At 50.0% G+C, this 17,657-nt stretch carries 10 protein-coding genes; 1 reads left to right on the plus strand and 9 read right to left on the minus strand.

Going from position 1 to position 17,657, the window contains the following annotated elements:
* Positions 1 to 14: 14 nt before the first annotated feature.
* From FJ444_RS00410 to FJ444_RS00450, 9 genes are all read right to left on the minus strand, one after another.
* A complete protein-coding gene (locus tag FJ444_RS00410) occupies positions 15 to 2,945 on the minus strand; it encodes a TIM-barrel domain-containing protein (protein ID WP_140955940.1) in 2,931 nt (976 codons plus the stop codon).
* Between the two features lie 23 nt (positions 2,946 to 2,968).
* Complete coding sequence (locus FJ444_RS00415) at positions 2,969 to 4,693, minus strand: DUF5597 domain-containing protein (protein WP_255438829.1); 1,725 nt, start codon at positions 4,691 to 4,693, stop codon at positions 2,969 to 2,971.
* Between the two features lie 17 nt (positions 4,694 to 4,710).
* Entirely contained in the window at positions 4,711 to 6,141 is a 1,431-nt protein-coding gene (locus FJ444_RS00420; protein WP_140955941.1) for an FAD-dependent oxidoreductase, read from the minus strand.
* Entirely contained in the window at positions 6,138 to 7,661 is a 1,524-nt protein-coding gene (locus tag FJ444_RS00425) for a tryptophan halogenase family protein (RefSeq protein WP_140955942.1), read from the minus strand. The genes FJ444_RS00420 and FJ444_RS00425 overlap by 4 nt, the downstream gene beginning before the upstream one ends.
* Before the next feature lie 52 nt (positions 7,662 to 7,713).
* Entirely contained in the window at positions 7,714 to 10,584 is a 2,871-nt protein-coding gene (locus tag FJ444_RS00430; RefSeq protein WP_140955943.1) for a TonB-dependent receptor, read from the minus strand.
* Between the two features lie 93 nt (positions 10,585 to 10,677).
* Positions 10,678 to 13,083: a glycoside hydrolase N-terminal domain-containing protein gene (locus tag FJ444_RS00435; protein ID WP_181405014.1), complete on the minus strand. Its 2,406-nt coding sequence runs from the start codon at positions 13,081 to 13,083 to the stop codon at positions 10,678 to 10,680.
* A gap of 643 nt (positions 13,084 to 13,726) precedes the next feature.
* Entirely contained in the window at positions 13,727 to 14,611 is an 885-nt protein-coding gene (locus FJ444_RS00440; RefSeq protein WP_140955945.1) for a hypothetical protein, read from the minus strand.
* A 112-nt stretch (positions 14,612 to 14,723) separates the two neighbouring features.
* Positions 14,724 to 15,917, minus strand: coding sequence for an ABC transporter permease (locus FJ444_RS00445; RefSeq protein ID WP_140955946.1), 1,194 nt, complete (start codon positions 15,915 to 15,917; stop codon positions 14,724 to 14,726).
* Position 15,918: 1 nt separating this feature from the next.
* Entirely contained in the window at positions 15,919 to 16,701 is a 783-nt protein-coding gene (locus FJ444_RS00450; RefSeq protein WP_140955947.1) for an ABC transporter ATP-binding protein, read from the minus strand.
* Positions 16,702 to 16,910: 209 nt separating this feature from the next.
* On the opposite strand from FJ444_RS00450, the gene FJ444_RS00455 reads away from it, so the two are divergent.
* Positions 16,911 to 17,615 (plus strand): Yip1 family protein, encoded by a 705-nt coding sequence (locus tag FJ444_RS00455; protein ID WP_140955948.1) that lies wholly within the window; start codon positions 16,911 to 16,913, stop codon positions 17,613 to 17,615.
* Positions 17,616 to 17,657: the final 42 nt, after the last annotated feature.

Below are 17,657 nucleotides of genomic sequence, written 5' to 3' on the forward strand. Positions count from 1 at the left end.
TATCTTACGCATAGTTAAAGACTCACACTCTGCGCAGTACCCTCATAGCGCACTACGGTGGCAGGCACCACAGAGAAATCAGCGGCATTGGTTTGTTCACCGCGAATAACTCTGACCCGGATATCACGCTTCTCTACCATGCCGTCAAACTCGCCCTGTCGCTCGCTAATCGCCAGTGTGCTGTTTGCATCATCCCAGGTGAAATGAATGGTGCTGAAGGCGCCCTGCTCGTAGCCGTAGGTTTTGCCGTCATCCTCATACAAGGTGTAGTCGCCATCGGCACCGGCGTAAATCGTCAGCAATAACGGCGCATCGGGTTGTTCGTATACGGTTTGAATGGCCGGCCCGGTGGGTAGGATAGTGCCCGCTTTTACAAATAACGGCATCCGCGACAACGGCGCATCAGCGGTAATAGTCTGGCCACCCTGATAGGTTTTACCCGTGTAGAAATCGAACCAGCCCGCTCCCTCAGGCAAATACACATCGCGGGTTGTCGCGCCTTCTTCATGCACCGGACTCACCAGGAACCCCGGACCAAACATGTACTGGTCGTTCAGGTTAATGGCGGTGGTGTCATTCGGGAAATCCATAACCAAACCGCGCATCAGCGTGTTGTGGTTGTGATATTGCTTACCAGCTTCACTGTAAATGTAAGGCATCAGGCGATAGCGCAGACGGGTGTAGTACACCATGGAGTTGTACACCTCTGAGTCTTCATCCGCAATATTGTAGATTTCGCGATAGGGGTTTTGACCGTGCGAGCGGAACAGCGGCACAAACGCACCAAACTGGAACCAGCGTAAGTTGAGTTCCTGCCACGGTTGCACATCTTCTGGCTCTAATCCCGAGAAGTGTCCTACGGTGCCATTACTGGTATAACGATAATGGTTTTCAGGGGTAAAACCGCCAATATCCATGGTCCAGTTTGGCATACCCGCCAGACTCGCGCCCAATCCGGCAGCGATTTGCTCGCGTAAGTTAGACCAGCGCGGTACGGTGTCACCGCTCCAAATCGCAGCACCTGCGCGCTGAATACCGCCAAACCCACTGCGGGTAAGAATAAACGAACGCTTGTCGCCATCGTCGCGACGCTCACCTTTGTACACGCCTTCAGCGTTAGGCACGGCATAGGAGTTAAAGTATTCAGCTCCATGCCCTACCGACATTGGCGTCATAATTTCTTTGCGTTTGGTAAACGACAGGTTTGAGTGGATGTCTGGCTCTGAGGCATCCAGCCACCAGGCATCGATACCCACCACATTCAGTTTATCCCGGATCTGACGCCAGAAAATCTCCTGGGCTTCTTCTGGGTACGGATCATAGAATCCGTTCAGGTAACCTTCGCCAATCCAGTCGAGGTTTTTCTCAATATTAACGTTCTTATTGAGCATGTAGCCTTTGGCATCCAGCTCTTTGTAGTGATCAGTGGTTGAGTAAAACTTCGGCCATACTGAAATCATGATATTGGCGTTCAATGCATGCACTTCGTCTACCATTTCTTTGGGTTTCGGGAAGTGCGCTTTGTCGAAATCGTGACTGCCCCAGGCATCCTGTGGCCAGTACGACCAATCCAGCACAATGTTATCAAGAGGAATGCCGCGCTTGCGATACTCTTTCACCACCTCCACCAGCTCCTGCTGATTGGTATAGCGCTCGCGACTCTGCCAGAAACCATAGGCCCACTTCGGCAGCAACACAGCCTCACCGGTCAGCTCGCGATAACCGGCCACTACGCCATCGTAGTTGTCTGCAACCACCACGTAATAATCAATTGATTTACCCGACTCAGAGGCAAACGACAATGAATAGCGGTCTTGCTCCGGCTGCGGCGGCATGTGCTCAACATAGAAGTAACCGCCCTGCGAATCCCACTCCATTTCAACCGGTACGGATTCACCGGCTTTCAGCGGTACTTTCACGTCGTGATACCAGGGGTTCCAGTTCATGCGCCAGCGATGCAGCAACTCTTCGCCATTAATACGCAGTGTGGCATAGCCGCTGGAATACATTTTAAACAGGTGCTCGCCATCGGCATCGGCCTGCATACTGCCTTTCCATACTACGCGTGGCTGTGTCACGTCACCCAATTCTTCCGGGAAAGGTGTTTCACGCGTGTTGTTATTGGCTAAAAACTGGTAGTCGGGTTTGGCTTCTTTTTGCTTGTGAAGCAGCTTGTCGCCATCGTAGTAATACGCCGTCAGTCCACCGGGATTGCCGTCTTCATCAAATAAGGTCAAATGCTTGTCTAGCGGCTGTGGTCCGGCAGGATCACCAAAATGCGTCATGGAGGCGTTATCCCACAACACGCCATAGTTGCGATTCGACACCACCATAGGAATGGTGATTTCCAGGTTGTGGGTGGTCATAAACAGGTTTTCACCGGCGTAGTTCATTTGACCATTCTGATGCTGCCCCAGTCCGAAGAAGCCTTCTTTTGAACCGCGGTTCCACTGCTGACGCAGAGCATAACTGTTCGCCTCTGGCGTAATAGGATCGGTTGTTACCGGGCCAAATTCACCACTGTTTACCGGTTTAAGCAACGACTTGCCGTTGGCATCAAATACTTCAACCGCACCAGTAACCAGACTGATTTGCGCTTTGCCGCCAGACGCAGAGAGGGTGACAACACCATTCTCACTGGACACGTCAAACGCAGAATTGGGTGAGGCCACCACCTGAATACTCTGGGCAACTGCGTCGAGTTGCTTGTGTGCCAAACTGGTGACCCGGAAAATATTGTCGCGATACACCTGTACCTGAACGGCCTGCGCCTGGCCTTGTGATGGATACACCACCACGCCATGCTCGGTACGTTCAAAGTTACTGGCTTGCTGCTGACTGCTTACTGCACTGGCAGAGTCACTGGCTGGTTGACAGGCGGGCAGCAACAATGCTGCGGAAACGGCAATGGCAACACTACCTAATAGCCTGGTTTTATTATTCATGTTCAAATACTCCCTGGAAAAACTTAGCGCGAATAGGTGGCCATACGTACTTTGAGTACGTGCGGACGCGATGTAAAATTCAGACCCCAATCGGTCTGGTCACCATTCCAGACACGCTCAAACACCCACTGCTGGCCATCAAAATGGCCCTCTTCCACTCGTTCGATCATGCTGTGCTGGCCAGCCAGTTCATCAGAAGGAGTCAGGGTGACACGCGCCCGAAAGGCGGTAATTAAAAACTCGTTGTCGCTTAAGCGAACAATGGCAGCACCGCCTGACGCAGGCGTGTTACCGATAGGTGGATTGATCCAAAACATTTCCCGTCCATAGGTGACTTCCGCATTCCACAAGCCCAAATCGGCGCGTTGTGTGAAGTGTTCACCCGGCACAGGCGCTGTGGCATCGGATTCAGATTGCGTAGTACCTTTGGCGTTCCACACATCGCCACTTACCGTTTTCGCATCGGGTTCAGCAAATCCCCACACCGGATGGGTAAACGACAACGCCGCCCAGGCTTCTGCCATGGAGCCAAACAACGCATAATTATCGGCAAACGGCGCTATCACTTCGTCGGTTACTGCCTTTGCGCCCAGCGGGAAGTTAGCGTAATCGGTGTAGTCCATACCAAAGGGCGCAAAACCAATGCCCTGCTCTCCCAACATAGAAAAGAAGTAACGGGCATAGGGCTGGTCGTTGCCTATTTCCGCTACAAACAACGGGTTGTCATCACGAGCATACAGCTCAAGCACTTTAGTGGCGGTTTTATGATCACGAAAATAGATATCGGGGGAAATCATATCGATATGCGGTGCCGCCACTTTCCACAAATCAATCACGTTGTCGGTTGGCCCCCCCATCGAATAGCCGTCGCCAGGATTAAACGGGTTGCGCAGCGCCACATTCACATTCATGGGCAGGTCTTTGATTGCCTGGCCTGCTGCTGCAATTTCATTCACATACCGGCCAATGTGCCAGGCGTGGAAATACTCATCGGCATCGCTACCGAATACCGTTTGCCACGAACCGTTGTTCACACCCAAAGCCTGAGTGAGCTCAACGGGCACAGGTTGTTCAAAAGCCTCATTTGCCAATTCAGAGAAGTCGCGTTTACTGCCGTAGGTGCCTACTTCGTTCTGTACTTGCACCATGATCACCTGATGCGAAGGATCGCTATCGCGCAAGTAGGTCATTAACTGCACAAACGCTTTCTTGTCGGCCTCCAGTGTGGCTTTGCCATGCGGCGACAAGGAATTAAGCAGCTTGCCGTCTTTGGTTATTACCCGGGGAAAGCGCTGGTTATCCAGCTTTACCCAGGCAGGGGCGTAATGAGGTGCATTGTTTTTCCAGGTCGCAAACCAAAGCAATACTAACTTCACATCGTGGGCTTTCGCTTCGGCGATCAGCGTGTCCAGATAACTAAAATCAAAGCGCCCTTCTTCGGGTTCGATTTGTTCCCAGGCCACCGGGATCCCCAGCGTATTAGCATGCATTTTATCCACTACCGGCCACACATCGGGCAGTGCAGCAGGATAATTTGCCGAGTTATTGGTTTGCGCACCCAGCATTAAAAACGGCTTTCCATCTACCTGAAACTGGTGCTTACCCTGCTTAGTAACAATGACCGGCAGTGGTGTGGCTGAAGCCTGTAGTCCACTGCTTTGTGGCCCCTGTCCGGTACTGCTGCAACCTGTCAATATGGCGCTTGCTATAAGTCCTGCGCCGAAGAGGGTTCGTTTGAATGTGTTCACGTCTACTCCTGAAAACGTTAGCACTGGCTTACCAGTGATTGAATTTGTGTCGCAATACGCTGCAAAAACTGTTTGCCTGACGCTTGAGATACCGCATTCAACAGCGGCTCGAAGGCCTGCTCATTGCTACTGGCTAATGCCAGTGCTTCTAACCACCGCTGGCGATGGATCATGGCGTCAGGAGGCACGGAGCAGCGGGCCGATTCGTTAAACAGTGCGAGGGCCTGAGTAAGTGGTTCAGGCAACTGTGGTAACACCTGCCAGGGTTTGCCTGTTTCCTGCTGCCGGTTTGCCATTGCGCTTAGCAACAAACAACTAAAGTCCCGGACGTGCTTGCAGTCTTGCTTAGTGCTTCGGTTGAATGCCCGCCCCCAGGTAGCAGGGGCAGGCAGACAGGGCACCACGTTTAAAAATCGTTCAATGATTCGATGTGTAATGTGCAGTGTGGACATACCCGGCATATCAATGTGATAAGCGGCCGGGCCAACGGCCAGACAGTTGTGCGATACCGGCTCACGAAAACCCGACTCACTTTCACCGGCAACACTATGAGATACAGCAAAGGTAACCGTGCGTTTTACACCGCCTATGTGTTGGGTTTGATAGTAGCCAGAATCAGTTACACACACGGCTAAACTTGTTGTGTGCGAAGCGCTCTGCTCTGTTGTTTCATCTACGTGGCACACAGGTAAGTGTGCATGCCAGCTTTCAAAGGGTTGCTTCAATGCCTGCCCAATCACACGTGCTTGCGACCCGGTAGCATCCACTACCCAATCGCACTGAATTCGCTGGTTATTGCTCAGCAACAATGAGGTGATATCGCCGCTACGTGGACAACGTTCAAACGCAATATCGTTAGAAGTCACAAACGTGACACCACGCTCTGCCGCGTGTTGTGTTAAAAACGCACAATACGCCTCTGTATCGACAACGGCGCCCAGTTCAAAACTGTTGCCCAAGGTACCCTGCTGGCCGGAGGGAAACACGGTTTTTCCAGCTTTAGCCGCGGCAGTAGCAAACGAGGTTTCAACTGATGCCGACTCACCCAGCCAACGCTTTATTTGATGCAGTTCAATGCCATTGAATAACGGCAGCCAGGTATCGTTTGCCAGCCAGACCGGCTCGTTTGGGCGACTGGCAGTTGCAAGCGACATGGCAGTAAAAAACGCCACGCCCTGACTTTGCATAAAAGCCCGTTCGGGTATTTGATAACGGCGATGAAACTCGAAAAGGTGACCGTTACAGGTATGCAAAGACGCCTGTTTAGCCGTTGCTGTTGTTAATGAGACTACGCCAACTTTGATACCAAACGGTTTGAGCGCTGTTGCAAACGCCACTGCGGTGCTAAGGCCGTGTACGTCGTCACCCACTACCCAAATCGATTTCAGTGCGCGGGTATGAGTATTTGCCGGCGTATCAAACAAATCGGCCTGCGTTAATCTGCTCATACCCGTTCTCCCGCCTGCATACCGCTTTTCTGAAGCGGTGTCCGAGCAACCAGTGACAACAAGTAGTCATCCATATTGGGCAGCGTGGCAACCTGAGCGGCAATATCTGATTTTAACTGATTCAGCATGCCGATTAACTGTTGAGGTGGTATGGCTGCAACCCGGCTATCGACATGTTTGGGATGCAAGTGCTGGCCGATACACACCGCAGGCCAGAGTCCGTATTGTTGTTTATCTACCAGGCCACATTCGCGGAAAGCTGCGATCAACTCAGTCAGACTATCGGGTATATTGATGGCCTGACAGTCGCGCCAAAATGGCGTGTCATGACGCTGCGTGAGGTAATAATGCAAAATAATAAAATCGCGGATAACCTGATACTGCTCGGTTAATTCTCGGTTGTACTGATTGCGGCCCGCATGGGTATGCGCGCCGGGTAAATGTTCAAGAAACTTGGCGATCCCCATTTGAATGAGGAAAATACTGGTAGACTCCAGTGGCTCCAAAAAGCCTGCAGATAACCCTATTGCCACACAGTTTTCTACCCATAACTGTTTGCGGCAACCCGCTTTAAAATCCAGAAAACGTGCCTCTGCCAGCGCTTCACCAGGCAATGTTGAGCGCAATGTGTGTTCGGCTTCTTCATCGCTAATATAATCACTGCAAAACACGTAACCATTGCCAATTCGATGCTGTAGCGGTATTTGCCATTGCCACCCGGCGTCTCTGGCCATGGCTTTGGTATACGGGCGGCTGGGCCCGTCTTTTTCACACGGTAACACCACCGCCCGATTGGTTTTCAACCATTCTGACCAGTCGATAAACTCAGCTTGTGGGTAGTCACCTATCAACAGGCTGCGAAAACCGGTGCAATCGATATACCAATCCGCGATGATTTCCTGCCCGTTATCTAGTGATAGCGCTGTGATAGGGCCCCCCTGGTGCGCGCGCTTCACTTCTCGAATTTGCGTTTCGACGCGCTCAACCTGTCGTTGCTCGGCATACTCGCACAAAAATCGCGCATAGGCACTGGCATCCAAATGGTAGGCATAAGTGTAGGTTGATAACAACTGCTCCGGGGAGGCATGTGGTGGCGAAAACTTGCGCTGCCGGGCAGCGACAGCCGCCACACTGAAGGATTCAATAGGTACATCCAGCCCTTGTAAGCTGGCAGCCTGCCACAAATGATGAAACTCAATGCCCGCTAACGGCTTGCCAAGTTCACCAAACGGGTGAATATAACTGTCGCCCTGCTTTCCCCAATGGGTAAACTCAATACCCAGTTTACAGGTTGCCGATGTAGCGGCGATAAACTCGTCCTCGGCAATACCAAGGGCGTCATTAAACTGTCGGATATGCGGAATGGTTGACTCGCCCACGCCTACAGTGCCAATTTGCGCCGATTCCACCAGCGTGATGCGGTAGTGTGAGCGTGGCAAGCGATTTGCCAGCGCCGCCGCTGTCATCCAGCCAGCAGTGCCGCCTCCGGCAATGCAAATGTGTTGTGGGTGAGTAACCAAACCGCGTTCCTTATCTCATTGGGTGACTCAGTTGAGCCACCCAGTGTCCTGCTTAGAAGTTAGCTCGTAGCGACAATGCATAGCGAACGTCGTTTACGTGATAGGCACCGTAATGATTACCCGGACCATTTTGCTTCATGATATTTTTAGTAACGGTATCGGCCAGGTTATTGGCTTCCAGTACCACTGTGTAATTATCATTAATCTTATAAGCAATTGAGCCATCCAGATAACCGGTAGGTGCGTTAAACAACGGCAGCGCCCAGGAGTTGTCATCGGCCTTGAAGCCGTTGGCACGGGTAGACATCAGGAACTCGTCGCGCCAGTTATAGGCTAAACGAATCGACCAGTTGTCTTTTTCATACATACCCACCAGGTTAAACGCCCGCTTCGACAAGCCCTGATAGGGCATGGTGCTGTAGGTAGAACCATCGGTATCGTAGGGGCGAGTATCATTACCCAGCTTAGTGCTGGAATCGATATAGGTATAGTTCGCCTGAATACCCAAGCCATCGAAAGGCGCTGGCAGGTTGTTAAAGAAGTGGTTAATCGTTAACTCAGCACCGGCAATATCGGCTTCGCCTGTGCTTACTGGCCAGGAAGCATTGTAGGTGTAACCACCGTATTCAATCTGACTCTGTGAGTACACCTGATAGCCCGAAATATCTTTGGTAAATAGGGCTGCATACATGGAGTTTGACTCGTCGTAATACCACTCCAGCGACAAATCGAACTGCGTTGACATCATTGGATTCAGATACGGGTTTGAATCGGCGCTTAAGGTTAAATCGTAATCATCCGGCCCCAACGGCTCGCCCGCTTCCTGCTTACCCTGACTGGATTCCTTGACCGTTGCACTTAAGGTTAAGTTAGCCCCCATTGAATTGAAGTCTGGCCTTGCCATGGATTTAGACGCGGCAAAGCGAAGCAATAAACCTTCATCCAGTTCCATTTTCAGGTTAAAGCTGGGCAGCACTTTGGCATAGGAATGCTCGGCATCCAGATCTTCATAAGCACCGTTGCCAAATTCGGTAACGAACGGATACTGCAAATGCCCATGCGCGACGTTTTTAGTGTGTACGTAACGCACACCAACATTACCGCTTATGGGGAATTTACCGTCCGTATAATCGTAATCCACCATGGCGTATAGTGCCGTGGTTTTCTCCGACTGGTTATTTTGCCACTGATCATCGCCTAAATTGCGCTGCGACCAATACGCCCAGCCAGCCCAGTCTGCATACACAAACTTGTCCTGCAGGGTTTCATAACTTTGTGGGTAATCGCGGGCATAAGCCACAATTGGCGCATACACGTTGGCTGGTGATGGTACGCGGCCACCAAAGAAGTTATCAAAGGTATTCAGGTTCAGGTCGGACGCGTCCGGCGTGATATTCTCCTGCCCTTCCACAATACCGCCTTGCAACCAGCTCACTGCCAGTGCGCTCCAGTTGTAACCGGTGTCGGCATTGTCCGCACGAGAGTCGCTGTAACGTCCGCCAAAGCGAACTGCCGACAGTAATTTCATTCCCGTATAATAAGTAAGATCCAGATCTACCGCGGTCATGGTTGCTTCGCGGTCATACTGGTTATCCATCTGGAAATTCCAGTTATAGTTACCAGGGGTAGCAAGATACTCGTTATCAGAATTCACTTTAGGCAGTGAGCCACGGAAATCCACGTCGATATAAGGCACCAGAATTTCAGTAGCAACGGTAGAATCCAGACCTTTGGAGGTGGAGTTTACGCGTTGCACAGAGCTTTCCACCTTCCAGGCATCATTAAACCAGCGATAGCGCAGAGCGAAGTCTTCGGTTTTCGCGGTTTGGTCCGACACGCGAACGTCTGATCCCATTGGAATACCACCGTCCTGATACAGGCGGCCATATTCCAGCACATTGTCATCGCCAAATACAGAATCTGTGGTAGCTTGCACGGCAAAAGGATCATTACCTACGAAGATAGCGTCTTCGTTCCAGGTCATGTCGTAGTCACTCACGAAATACGTAAAGGTAACTTCGTGATCTTCTTTGGGCGCCCATTGCAAGGCTGCATAGCCACCAGAACGCTTGCGGTTAAAATACATGGTCCGCCAGTCGGCGCCACGCGGTACATACACCGTTTCACCTTCATGACCTTCAATGTTATCGCGGTAGAAAAACGGGCGAACATACATTGAATCGTTGCGAGTAGACAATTCAGACTGGGCAACGTCTAGCAACCAGCCCACTTTACCTGCGCTGGTATCCCAGGTATTGGAATACAGCGCGGAAAAGGCTGGCTTGGTTTCTTCGATTAAGTCACCGTAGTTTGCGGTTAACGTAACCGCTGCATGCTGCTCGTTATCATGAAATGGCAGACGGGTTTCCAGGTCGATGGTGCCACCGATACCGCCTTCAATTTGGTCGGCCGACGGGCTCTTATACACGTTTACTGCACTAAGTAGCTCAGGTGGTACATCACCAAAACTCAGAGTACGACCACCATTGGCACTAAAGGTACTACGCCCGTTTAACTCGCTTCGCACCTGGGTTAAACCACGTACAATAACGCCGTTACCTTCAACCGAGAAGTGTTCCGGGTCGCCTTGGGTCATGTAGCGATCGATGGCCACACCCGGTATGCGTTGCAGCGTTTCGGTAACGCTTCGATCCGGCAGTGCACCAATATCCAGGGCACTGATCCCATCCATGATTTTGTCTGACGACATTTTGGCTTCAGTGGCGGTAATAATACTTGAGCGCATGCCGCTAACTTCAATCACCTCAACGACGTCTTCGTCTTCAGTGGTTTGTGGCTCTGCTTCTTGTGCCAGAGTAGCTGAGGCATGGGTAAGTAGCCCCAGCGCACTGAGCACACACAAGGAAGTGCGTGTTCGGCTGAACATGCAACCTTTGTGTTGGTCGGTGTGCGTTTCTTTCATTTGTATCTCCCATTCGCTTTTGTTTTTACTGCCGTGCTGGTAAGAACACTGACAGACATCTCGAGCAAGATGCCCCTGCAGGGACAATGCGCTCTATACTTTGCCTTTGCGTTGAATGCGGTATGACTGTTCTGCACTGATAGCCAGCGTCACACGGCGACCCTGCTGTGTAACCGCAATGCGATTACCAGCCTTGTCCGCAAACTCAAACAGTCCGGCATCCAACGGCAACGTTATGGTTACCTGCTGTGACCGGGGTGAAGAAATCGTGGCCTCGGCCAACTGGCCGCTTTGCCAGGCCATGGCAACGGTTATGTCTCCCATGGCTTTAATGCCGCTAACCTGACCGTTTGGCCAATCACCAGGTAATGCCGGTAAAAGCTGTAGCGCACCGGGCTGGCTTTGCAGCAACATTTCGGTGATCCCCGCGGTGGCACCAAAGTTACCGTCGATTTGAAATGGCGGATGGTTGTCCCATAAATTAGGCAGTGTGCTGTGGCGGAGCTGCTCAATTAACAACTTGTTGGCTCTGTCGCCGTCGTACAGGCGTGCCCAAAAATTGATTTTCCAGGCTTTACTCCACCCTGTTCCCCCATCGCCACGCGCGTTAAGTGTGTGTTTGGCGGCTTCTGCCAGTTCAGGCGTGCGCTCGGGTGAGATTTCCTGATCGGGATGCAAGGCATACAAATGCGAAATATGACGGTGCTGGCTGGTCATGTCGTCAATATCAGCCTGCCATTCCTGAAGCTGCCCGTACTGGCCTATGTTTAAGCCACTGGCAAGGGCCGACAGGGTATCGGCTAGTTCAGCGGCGTGCTCGGTATAACCCAGTTTCACAGCGGTTTTATAGGTATCGCGCAGTAACGCACCAACAATCTGCTGAGACATCGCCGCCCCAACTGTAAAATCGCCATGCTCCGGTGAATAAGAAGGCGCAACGACTAACATACCGCTTGTGGGATCCGTTACTAACGCATGCATCCAGAACCGGGCAGCGCCCCACATCACCGGCCAGGCGCGCTCTTGCAGGAAAGTCTCATCCAGTGAATACAGATAGTGCTGATAAAAATGCGCCGCCAACCAGGCATTGGCCTCAGGTTGCCAGAAGGCGGTTGGCCAGGAAATTAGCCCTGTAAAGCCCCAGATATTGGTGTTGAGCAGCAGTGTCCAGCCTGGGGCATTGAATAACCGACCAGCCGTTTGTTCAGCAGGTTCTCGCAGCCCTTCAACAAAATCGAACAGCGGTATGCCGGCTTCCGACAAATTGGTCATGTCGGCCAGCCAGTAATTCATTTGCAAATTGATATTAACGTGATAATCCGCACTCCATGGCGCCTGAGTATAGTTGTTCCATACCCCCTGAAGGTTCGCCGGTAACGCTCCTTTGCGCGAAGAGGCGATTAACAAATAACGGCCAAATTGATAATAAAGCTGAGTAAGCTGGCGGCGCATTGCCGGTGTGGCCGTGTCATTGATGACGGCACTGAGCAGTGCGTCGGTATTGGTATTAACTGGCGTATGCTCTAAACACAAGTTCACCCGGGAATACAGTGCCTGATGGTCGGCAATATGTTCATCGCGCAGGGCGCTATATCCTTTGCTTTGGGCAGCAGCCAAACGAGCAGTTAGCATTTTGTGTGGATGTTCCCCGCGGTACTGCGGATAAGTATTTGCGTAATTAGTGGCGCTTACCACCATCAATGTGAGCGATTGCGCGTTGTCTACTTTCCAGCCATTTTCCGTTGGTGTTAACACGCCGCCGTGCTGCGTTGCTGCAATTTGGATTTCATAAGCAAGCTGGTTATCGTGGAGGTTACCACTTATTACCAAATGGCCATGTTGCCAGCGGTAATTGACGGAGCGGTTATCCGCGAGCATTGGCACAACGGTTGCCGACAGGCGTTGCGAGCCTGCCGCTGTATACTGTGCAGCCACAACCTGACTGGGGTAATTAACAAAAAACTGGCGTACGTAACGGGTTTTCTGCTGTTGATATGACACGGTAACCAGGCCGGTGGCCATGTCCAGCTGTCGGCGGTAATCACTCACATCACTCTGATGTTCAAACAGTACATCAATGTCTAACATCGACTGGTAACTGCCGTACCCTCTTGGATCACGGCCAATTTGAGCGGCTACATCCTGTGGTGACATAGCCCGTGTGCTAAGAATATTGCGGGTAACGTCTTGCAGTGACTGCTGATAACTACCGGTGTTTTCAGGCCAGCCGAAATCGTACCCTTCGCGACTGCCGGGGCCACCAGTCCACAGCGTCTTTTCAGAAATATTGAGCTTGTCTTTAGCAATACCACCTAACACCGTTGCGCCCATGTAACCGTTGCCAATTGGCAAGCTATGCGCTTCCCACTCGTTGCCGGGCGTAGTGAAAACAAGCGAATGATCAATATTGCATTGCAGTGAACCTGGCGCACTGTCGGCTAACACCGGATTCGATGAGGTGGGAGTGACGTCGGTCTGATTGGAACAAGCTGTTAACAAAGTGCATGAAACCAACACGCCCGCACCACAAGAAAGCGCTTTCTTTGACAGACAAAATGAAGTCAGGTCGGCTTTGCACCGGCCTGACAAGCCAGAAAGGAAAACGTTTACAAATTTAGCTAAAATAACCATGTGGTATGTAAAATTTTTGTGAAAAGCGTGATTTTTCGAAATACTACGTAGCTAAAATTTGTTTATCAATGAAATTCATAAAGATTAAAAAATAAAGTAACTCACTTGTTAAATTTGATACACAAATCGCACTTACATGGTTAGCTCAGTCTTTAGTTTTTATTGATTCAAGAGGGAATAAGGCGCGAAAAACAACCTGTAAACGGATTAGTATTGCAAGCAAAAATTACAAGATTTTGCCAAAAAGCAACGGGAATATTGCGTGCGTATTACGGATAGCAGTTTTAACATAAACGCCTGCACACCTATACAAACTTAGGTGCAAACGTTTTCACTCTGAAACCTACTTCCTTATTTGAAACAAAATAAGCCGTGTAGGTTTTACTGCAAATGCCAGAGCCTGGTTACTCTATTACAGAATAACTACACTCCTGATCTTTAATCAGAGGACTCAGTCTTATTCATGCCATACACAATCCGCTGCAAAACTATATGCTATCGGCGACAGCTCTTAATAACAGCGTTCATTTTCTCCGCGCAGCCATTTTTGTCCGTCGAGATACAGGTTGTCCTGCAGTACTAATTGAAAGCTGGCCTGTTTGCCATTTAAATAAGTGAGCATCAATAAACCGGGTTGATCTAAGCTTCCTTGCGCCTGCCAGGTGCCTGTATTGCCATCGCTCATCGCGCCGCTAAAGCCATCCATACTGAAGCCGCCGGCATTAAACGAGGTTGCAAAACTGCCGTCACTGCATAACCACATTTCCTGCTTTTCATGGTAACCCGAACCAGTGTAAAAACGGGCTATATAGCGTCCTTGCATATACTGTTGCCAGCCCCCCGCATTGCGATCCTGTTCAGGTACCACGGGGGCAGACACTTCAATGCCTGCGGTGATTGCAGTTGTTAATTGCTTTAGCTCAGACGTCATTGAGGAGGCGAATACAATGGCAGCAAGGCTCAGCCCTTCACGTAATTCAGTGGCAGACACGTAAGCAGTCAGCGCTATTGCAGATCCCATAACCTGATAATCATTCACCACAATGCGCTGGGATGTTTGCGTTACTGACACTTGTGGTGCACCGGAAGGTTGTAAATAGGTGCCTTCGTCGAGGGGTATCGCCTGCCCCATCATACTTTCGATTTGGGTCTGATTAAAACGGTCGAACACCAGTAACATCGACGCTTCACCGTTAAGGGCATCGAGTACAATTGCACTTGATCCTTGCGGCAAACCACCCTGCCAGCCTTGCGGTATGGTAACGGATATGCCCAGTGTGGAGGACGTAAGTTCGGTTCCACCAGAATAGAGTTGCCCGGCTACGATCTCTTCACCGTGTGCCAATGGCAGGAGACTCGCCATTAAAAAAGCCGCGAAATACCATCCCTGTTTCATAATCACATCCTCGTTGTTAGTACATAATACCCATTCGTAAAGAAGTGTAGCAGCTAATCAACGCGCATAAAAAAGCCCGATAGCATCGGGCTTAGATAATTTAATGTATATCTTACCGGAACAAGACTTTTTCTTTGTTGAACCAATACACGCAGAAGAACAATAAACCTGCGGCTATTAGTGCTGTGGAGGAAAAAATCGCGACTAACTGGAAGTAATCCATGGTGCCTTTGATCAGCTCTTTAATGGCCAACGCTACGTTTGTAAGCGGCACCCAGGCCCAACCGCCTTTAAGCTCAACACCTGGCAAGGTTGCAAAGATCACCGGGATGATCACAGCAAACACCAGTGGGGTCATGTAACCCTGCGCTTCTTTAAAGCTTCTTGCATATATGGATAAGCTAAGCAATACCGCAGAGAAGATGGCAACAACCGGCACCAGCATAAAAAACATCAGAATAAAGTCGATAGCGCCAATCGCGCTCATAAATTCTGCTACAACTTTAAAAGCCATTCCCTGACTCAACACCATGCCCCACACTGCCATGCTACTTACCGTGATTAATGCAGACGTAACACCTGCAAACGCAATGGTTAAGAATTTACCCAACACTAAATGATGGCGTTCGATTGGCGAAATCAATAGGGTTTCCAGTGTACCGCGCTCTTTCTCTCCCGCACCTAAATCGGTGGCGGGGATCATGGCGCCTTGTAAACACAGCATAAAAATGAAGTAAGGGATCATACCGCCGATTTTTTCCCCCCAGTTTTCGCGTTTGTCCGCCACGTCCACTTTTTCAATTACAATGGGATCCATCAGGGCAACTTGCTGCTCTTCGTTTAAGCCCAGCGACGCAAAAGCTTTGGTTTTACTGGCCTGGGCAAATCCTTCAACAATTTTATCGAGGCGCTTACGCACCATATTCAGCCCGGCGTCATTCAAATAAAGTTGCAACTTTATTTGACCGCTGGCCAGCGCGTCGTCGCTAAAGTTATCGGGGATCACCAACACAAAGTCGGCTTTCTCGGCTTTAACATACGCTTTAATATCATCATCAACGTTAATCAAGACTTCATTGAACATCTCAGATGCAGACAATTGCTCGGCCAGCGCCGGGGCATATTGCGCGCCAATGACGGCGTAGTTAAGCACCTTATTTTCGGCTTTATCCACGGCTTTACTCATGAAAAAGATCGCGATTCCAATGAGTAATGGAAACACCAGAATGGGCAGCGCAATCATAAAAAACAGAGTTTTGCGGTCGCGCAGTAACTCTTTAATTTCTTTTAACATTACCATCCACATGTTATTTCGCTCCCTGTTCTATTATGCGCATAAACGCTTTGTGTAATGAGCCATCGGATTGAGCTTTAAACGCCTCAAAGGTGTCAGAAAAGTGTGTTTTACCGTGATGGATAACCGTTACCCGATCGCACAGTTCAGACACTTCGTCCAGGTGATGGGTAGAAAAAATCACCGGCACGCCCTTGTCTTTGAGGCCTTTAATAAAATTCAGTACCGTTTGTGCTGCCATAATATCCAGGCCAGTGGTAGGCTCATCCAATATCACTACTTTTGGATCGTGCACTACTGCGCGGGCAATAGCCGTTTTTTGTTTCATACCGGTAGAGAAGTTTTCGCAGCGTCGGTCTAAAAAGCTGTGCAAGTCCAGTAAGTCAGCCAGTTCGGTAATTTTGCGATCTATTTGCTCAGCCGACATGCCATGCAACTGGCCAAAATAGGCTATGTTTTCACGCCCGGTTAAGCGGCCATACAAACCGGTAGAACCCGACAGAAAACCAATCATTTTGCGCGCCAGCACCGGGGTTTTCACCACGTTGGTACCGTCTATAATAATGTCGCCCGCATCCGGTGTGAGCGCGGTAGACAACATGCGCAGTGTGGTGGTTTTGCCAGCGCCGTTCGGCCCAAGTAATCCCAGTACTTCACCCGACGAGCAATGAAACGACACGTTTTCCACTGAATGGAAAAAACGCCCTTTTAACCGTGGATCTTTCTTCTCTTGTTCACTGAGTTTTTTCGGGTTTTCCACCGCAAACTTTTTGGCAAGTTGAGAAATATCTATCATGAGTTTTCCCTGTTGTTATCGTTATTCTAAGCAACGTTCAATACTAAACTGACCGGCTTCGTGTCTTTCAGACACGCCTTCGAAAAGGGAAACGGCCTGAAAATGAAAATTCGTTACACTTTTTCACTCCCTCTGCTCCCCAATATCAGTATACTGATAATCAAATTACAATAATTCGATTAAATGTTACAAATTATAAGGAGTCACGGATGTCTGAGGTTACTAACCCAATTCAGGCTTGTAACGACATATTTTTTAAGCCTAACGGGGTGTTTAAAGCGGTAAACGAACACAATAACTGGTCGTGGGTACCGTTTCTGATTGTGATTGTACTAAGCGTATTGCCAGGCTATTTGTTTATTAACTTTGTGGATTTTAGCTGGTATCAGAATATGCTGATTGATACCCAGTACGGCGACTTGAGCCCGTCACAGCAGGAACAAATGCGCGCGGGTATGCAACATTCAGCAATACAAATGTTTATGCTGATTGGCGGTATTCTTGGCCCAATTGTGGTTAACGCCGTCGTTGCCCTGTATTTGCATTTAATGACCAAATCTGACGAACAAAACCTCAATGGTTTTACCGACTGGTATGGCTTTACCTGGTGGGCGAGCATGCCGGCTGTTATCAACGCTTTATTAGCTATTGCACTCATTGCGCTGTCTGAGAATCATCAGGTATTACCCACCATTATCAGTCCGCTGTCGGTGGCTTACTGGGCTGATGTGCAGATGTCGTCTGAGTGGTTCGGCTTCGCCCAGTCTTTGCGCCTTGAAAGCCTGTGGACCATTTACCTGATTGCAGTAGGGATTGCGCAGTGGACCAGTTTCTCCACTAAAAAGGCCACGATCATTGCCTGCGCTCCATTCGCGGTTATCTGGGCAATTTGGTTAGTGGTTAATCTGATCTAATCTGAGTTTTATATCAATGAGAAGCGGGCCTCGATGGCCCGT

It is taken from the genome of Aestuariibacter sp. GS-14 (assembly GCF_006494365.1).
Classification (GTDB): domain Bacteria; phylum Pseudomonadota; class Gammaproteobacteria; order Enterobacterales; family Alteromonadaceae; genus Alteromonas; species Alteromonas mangrovi.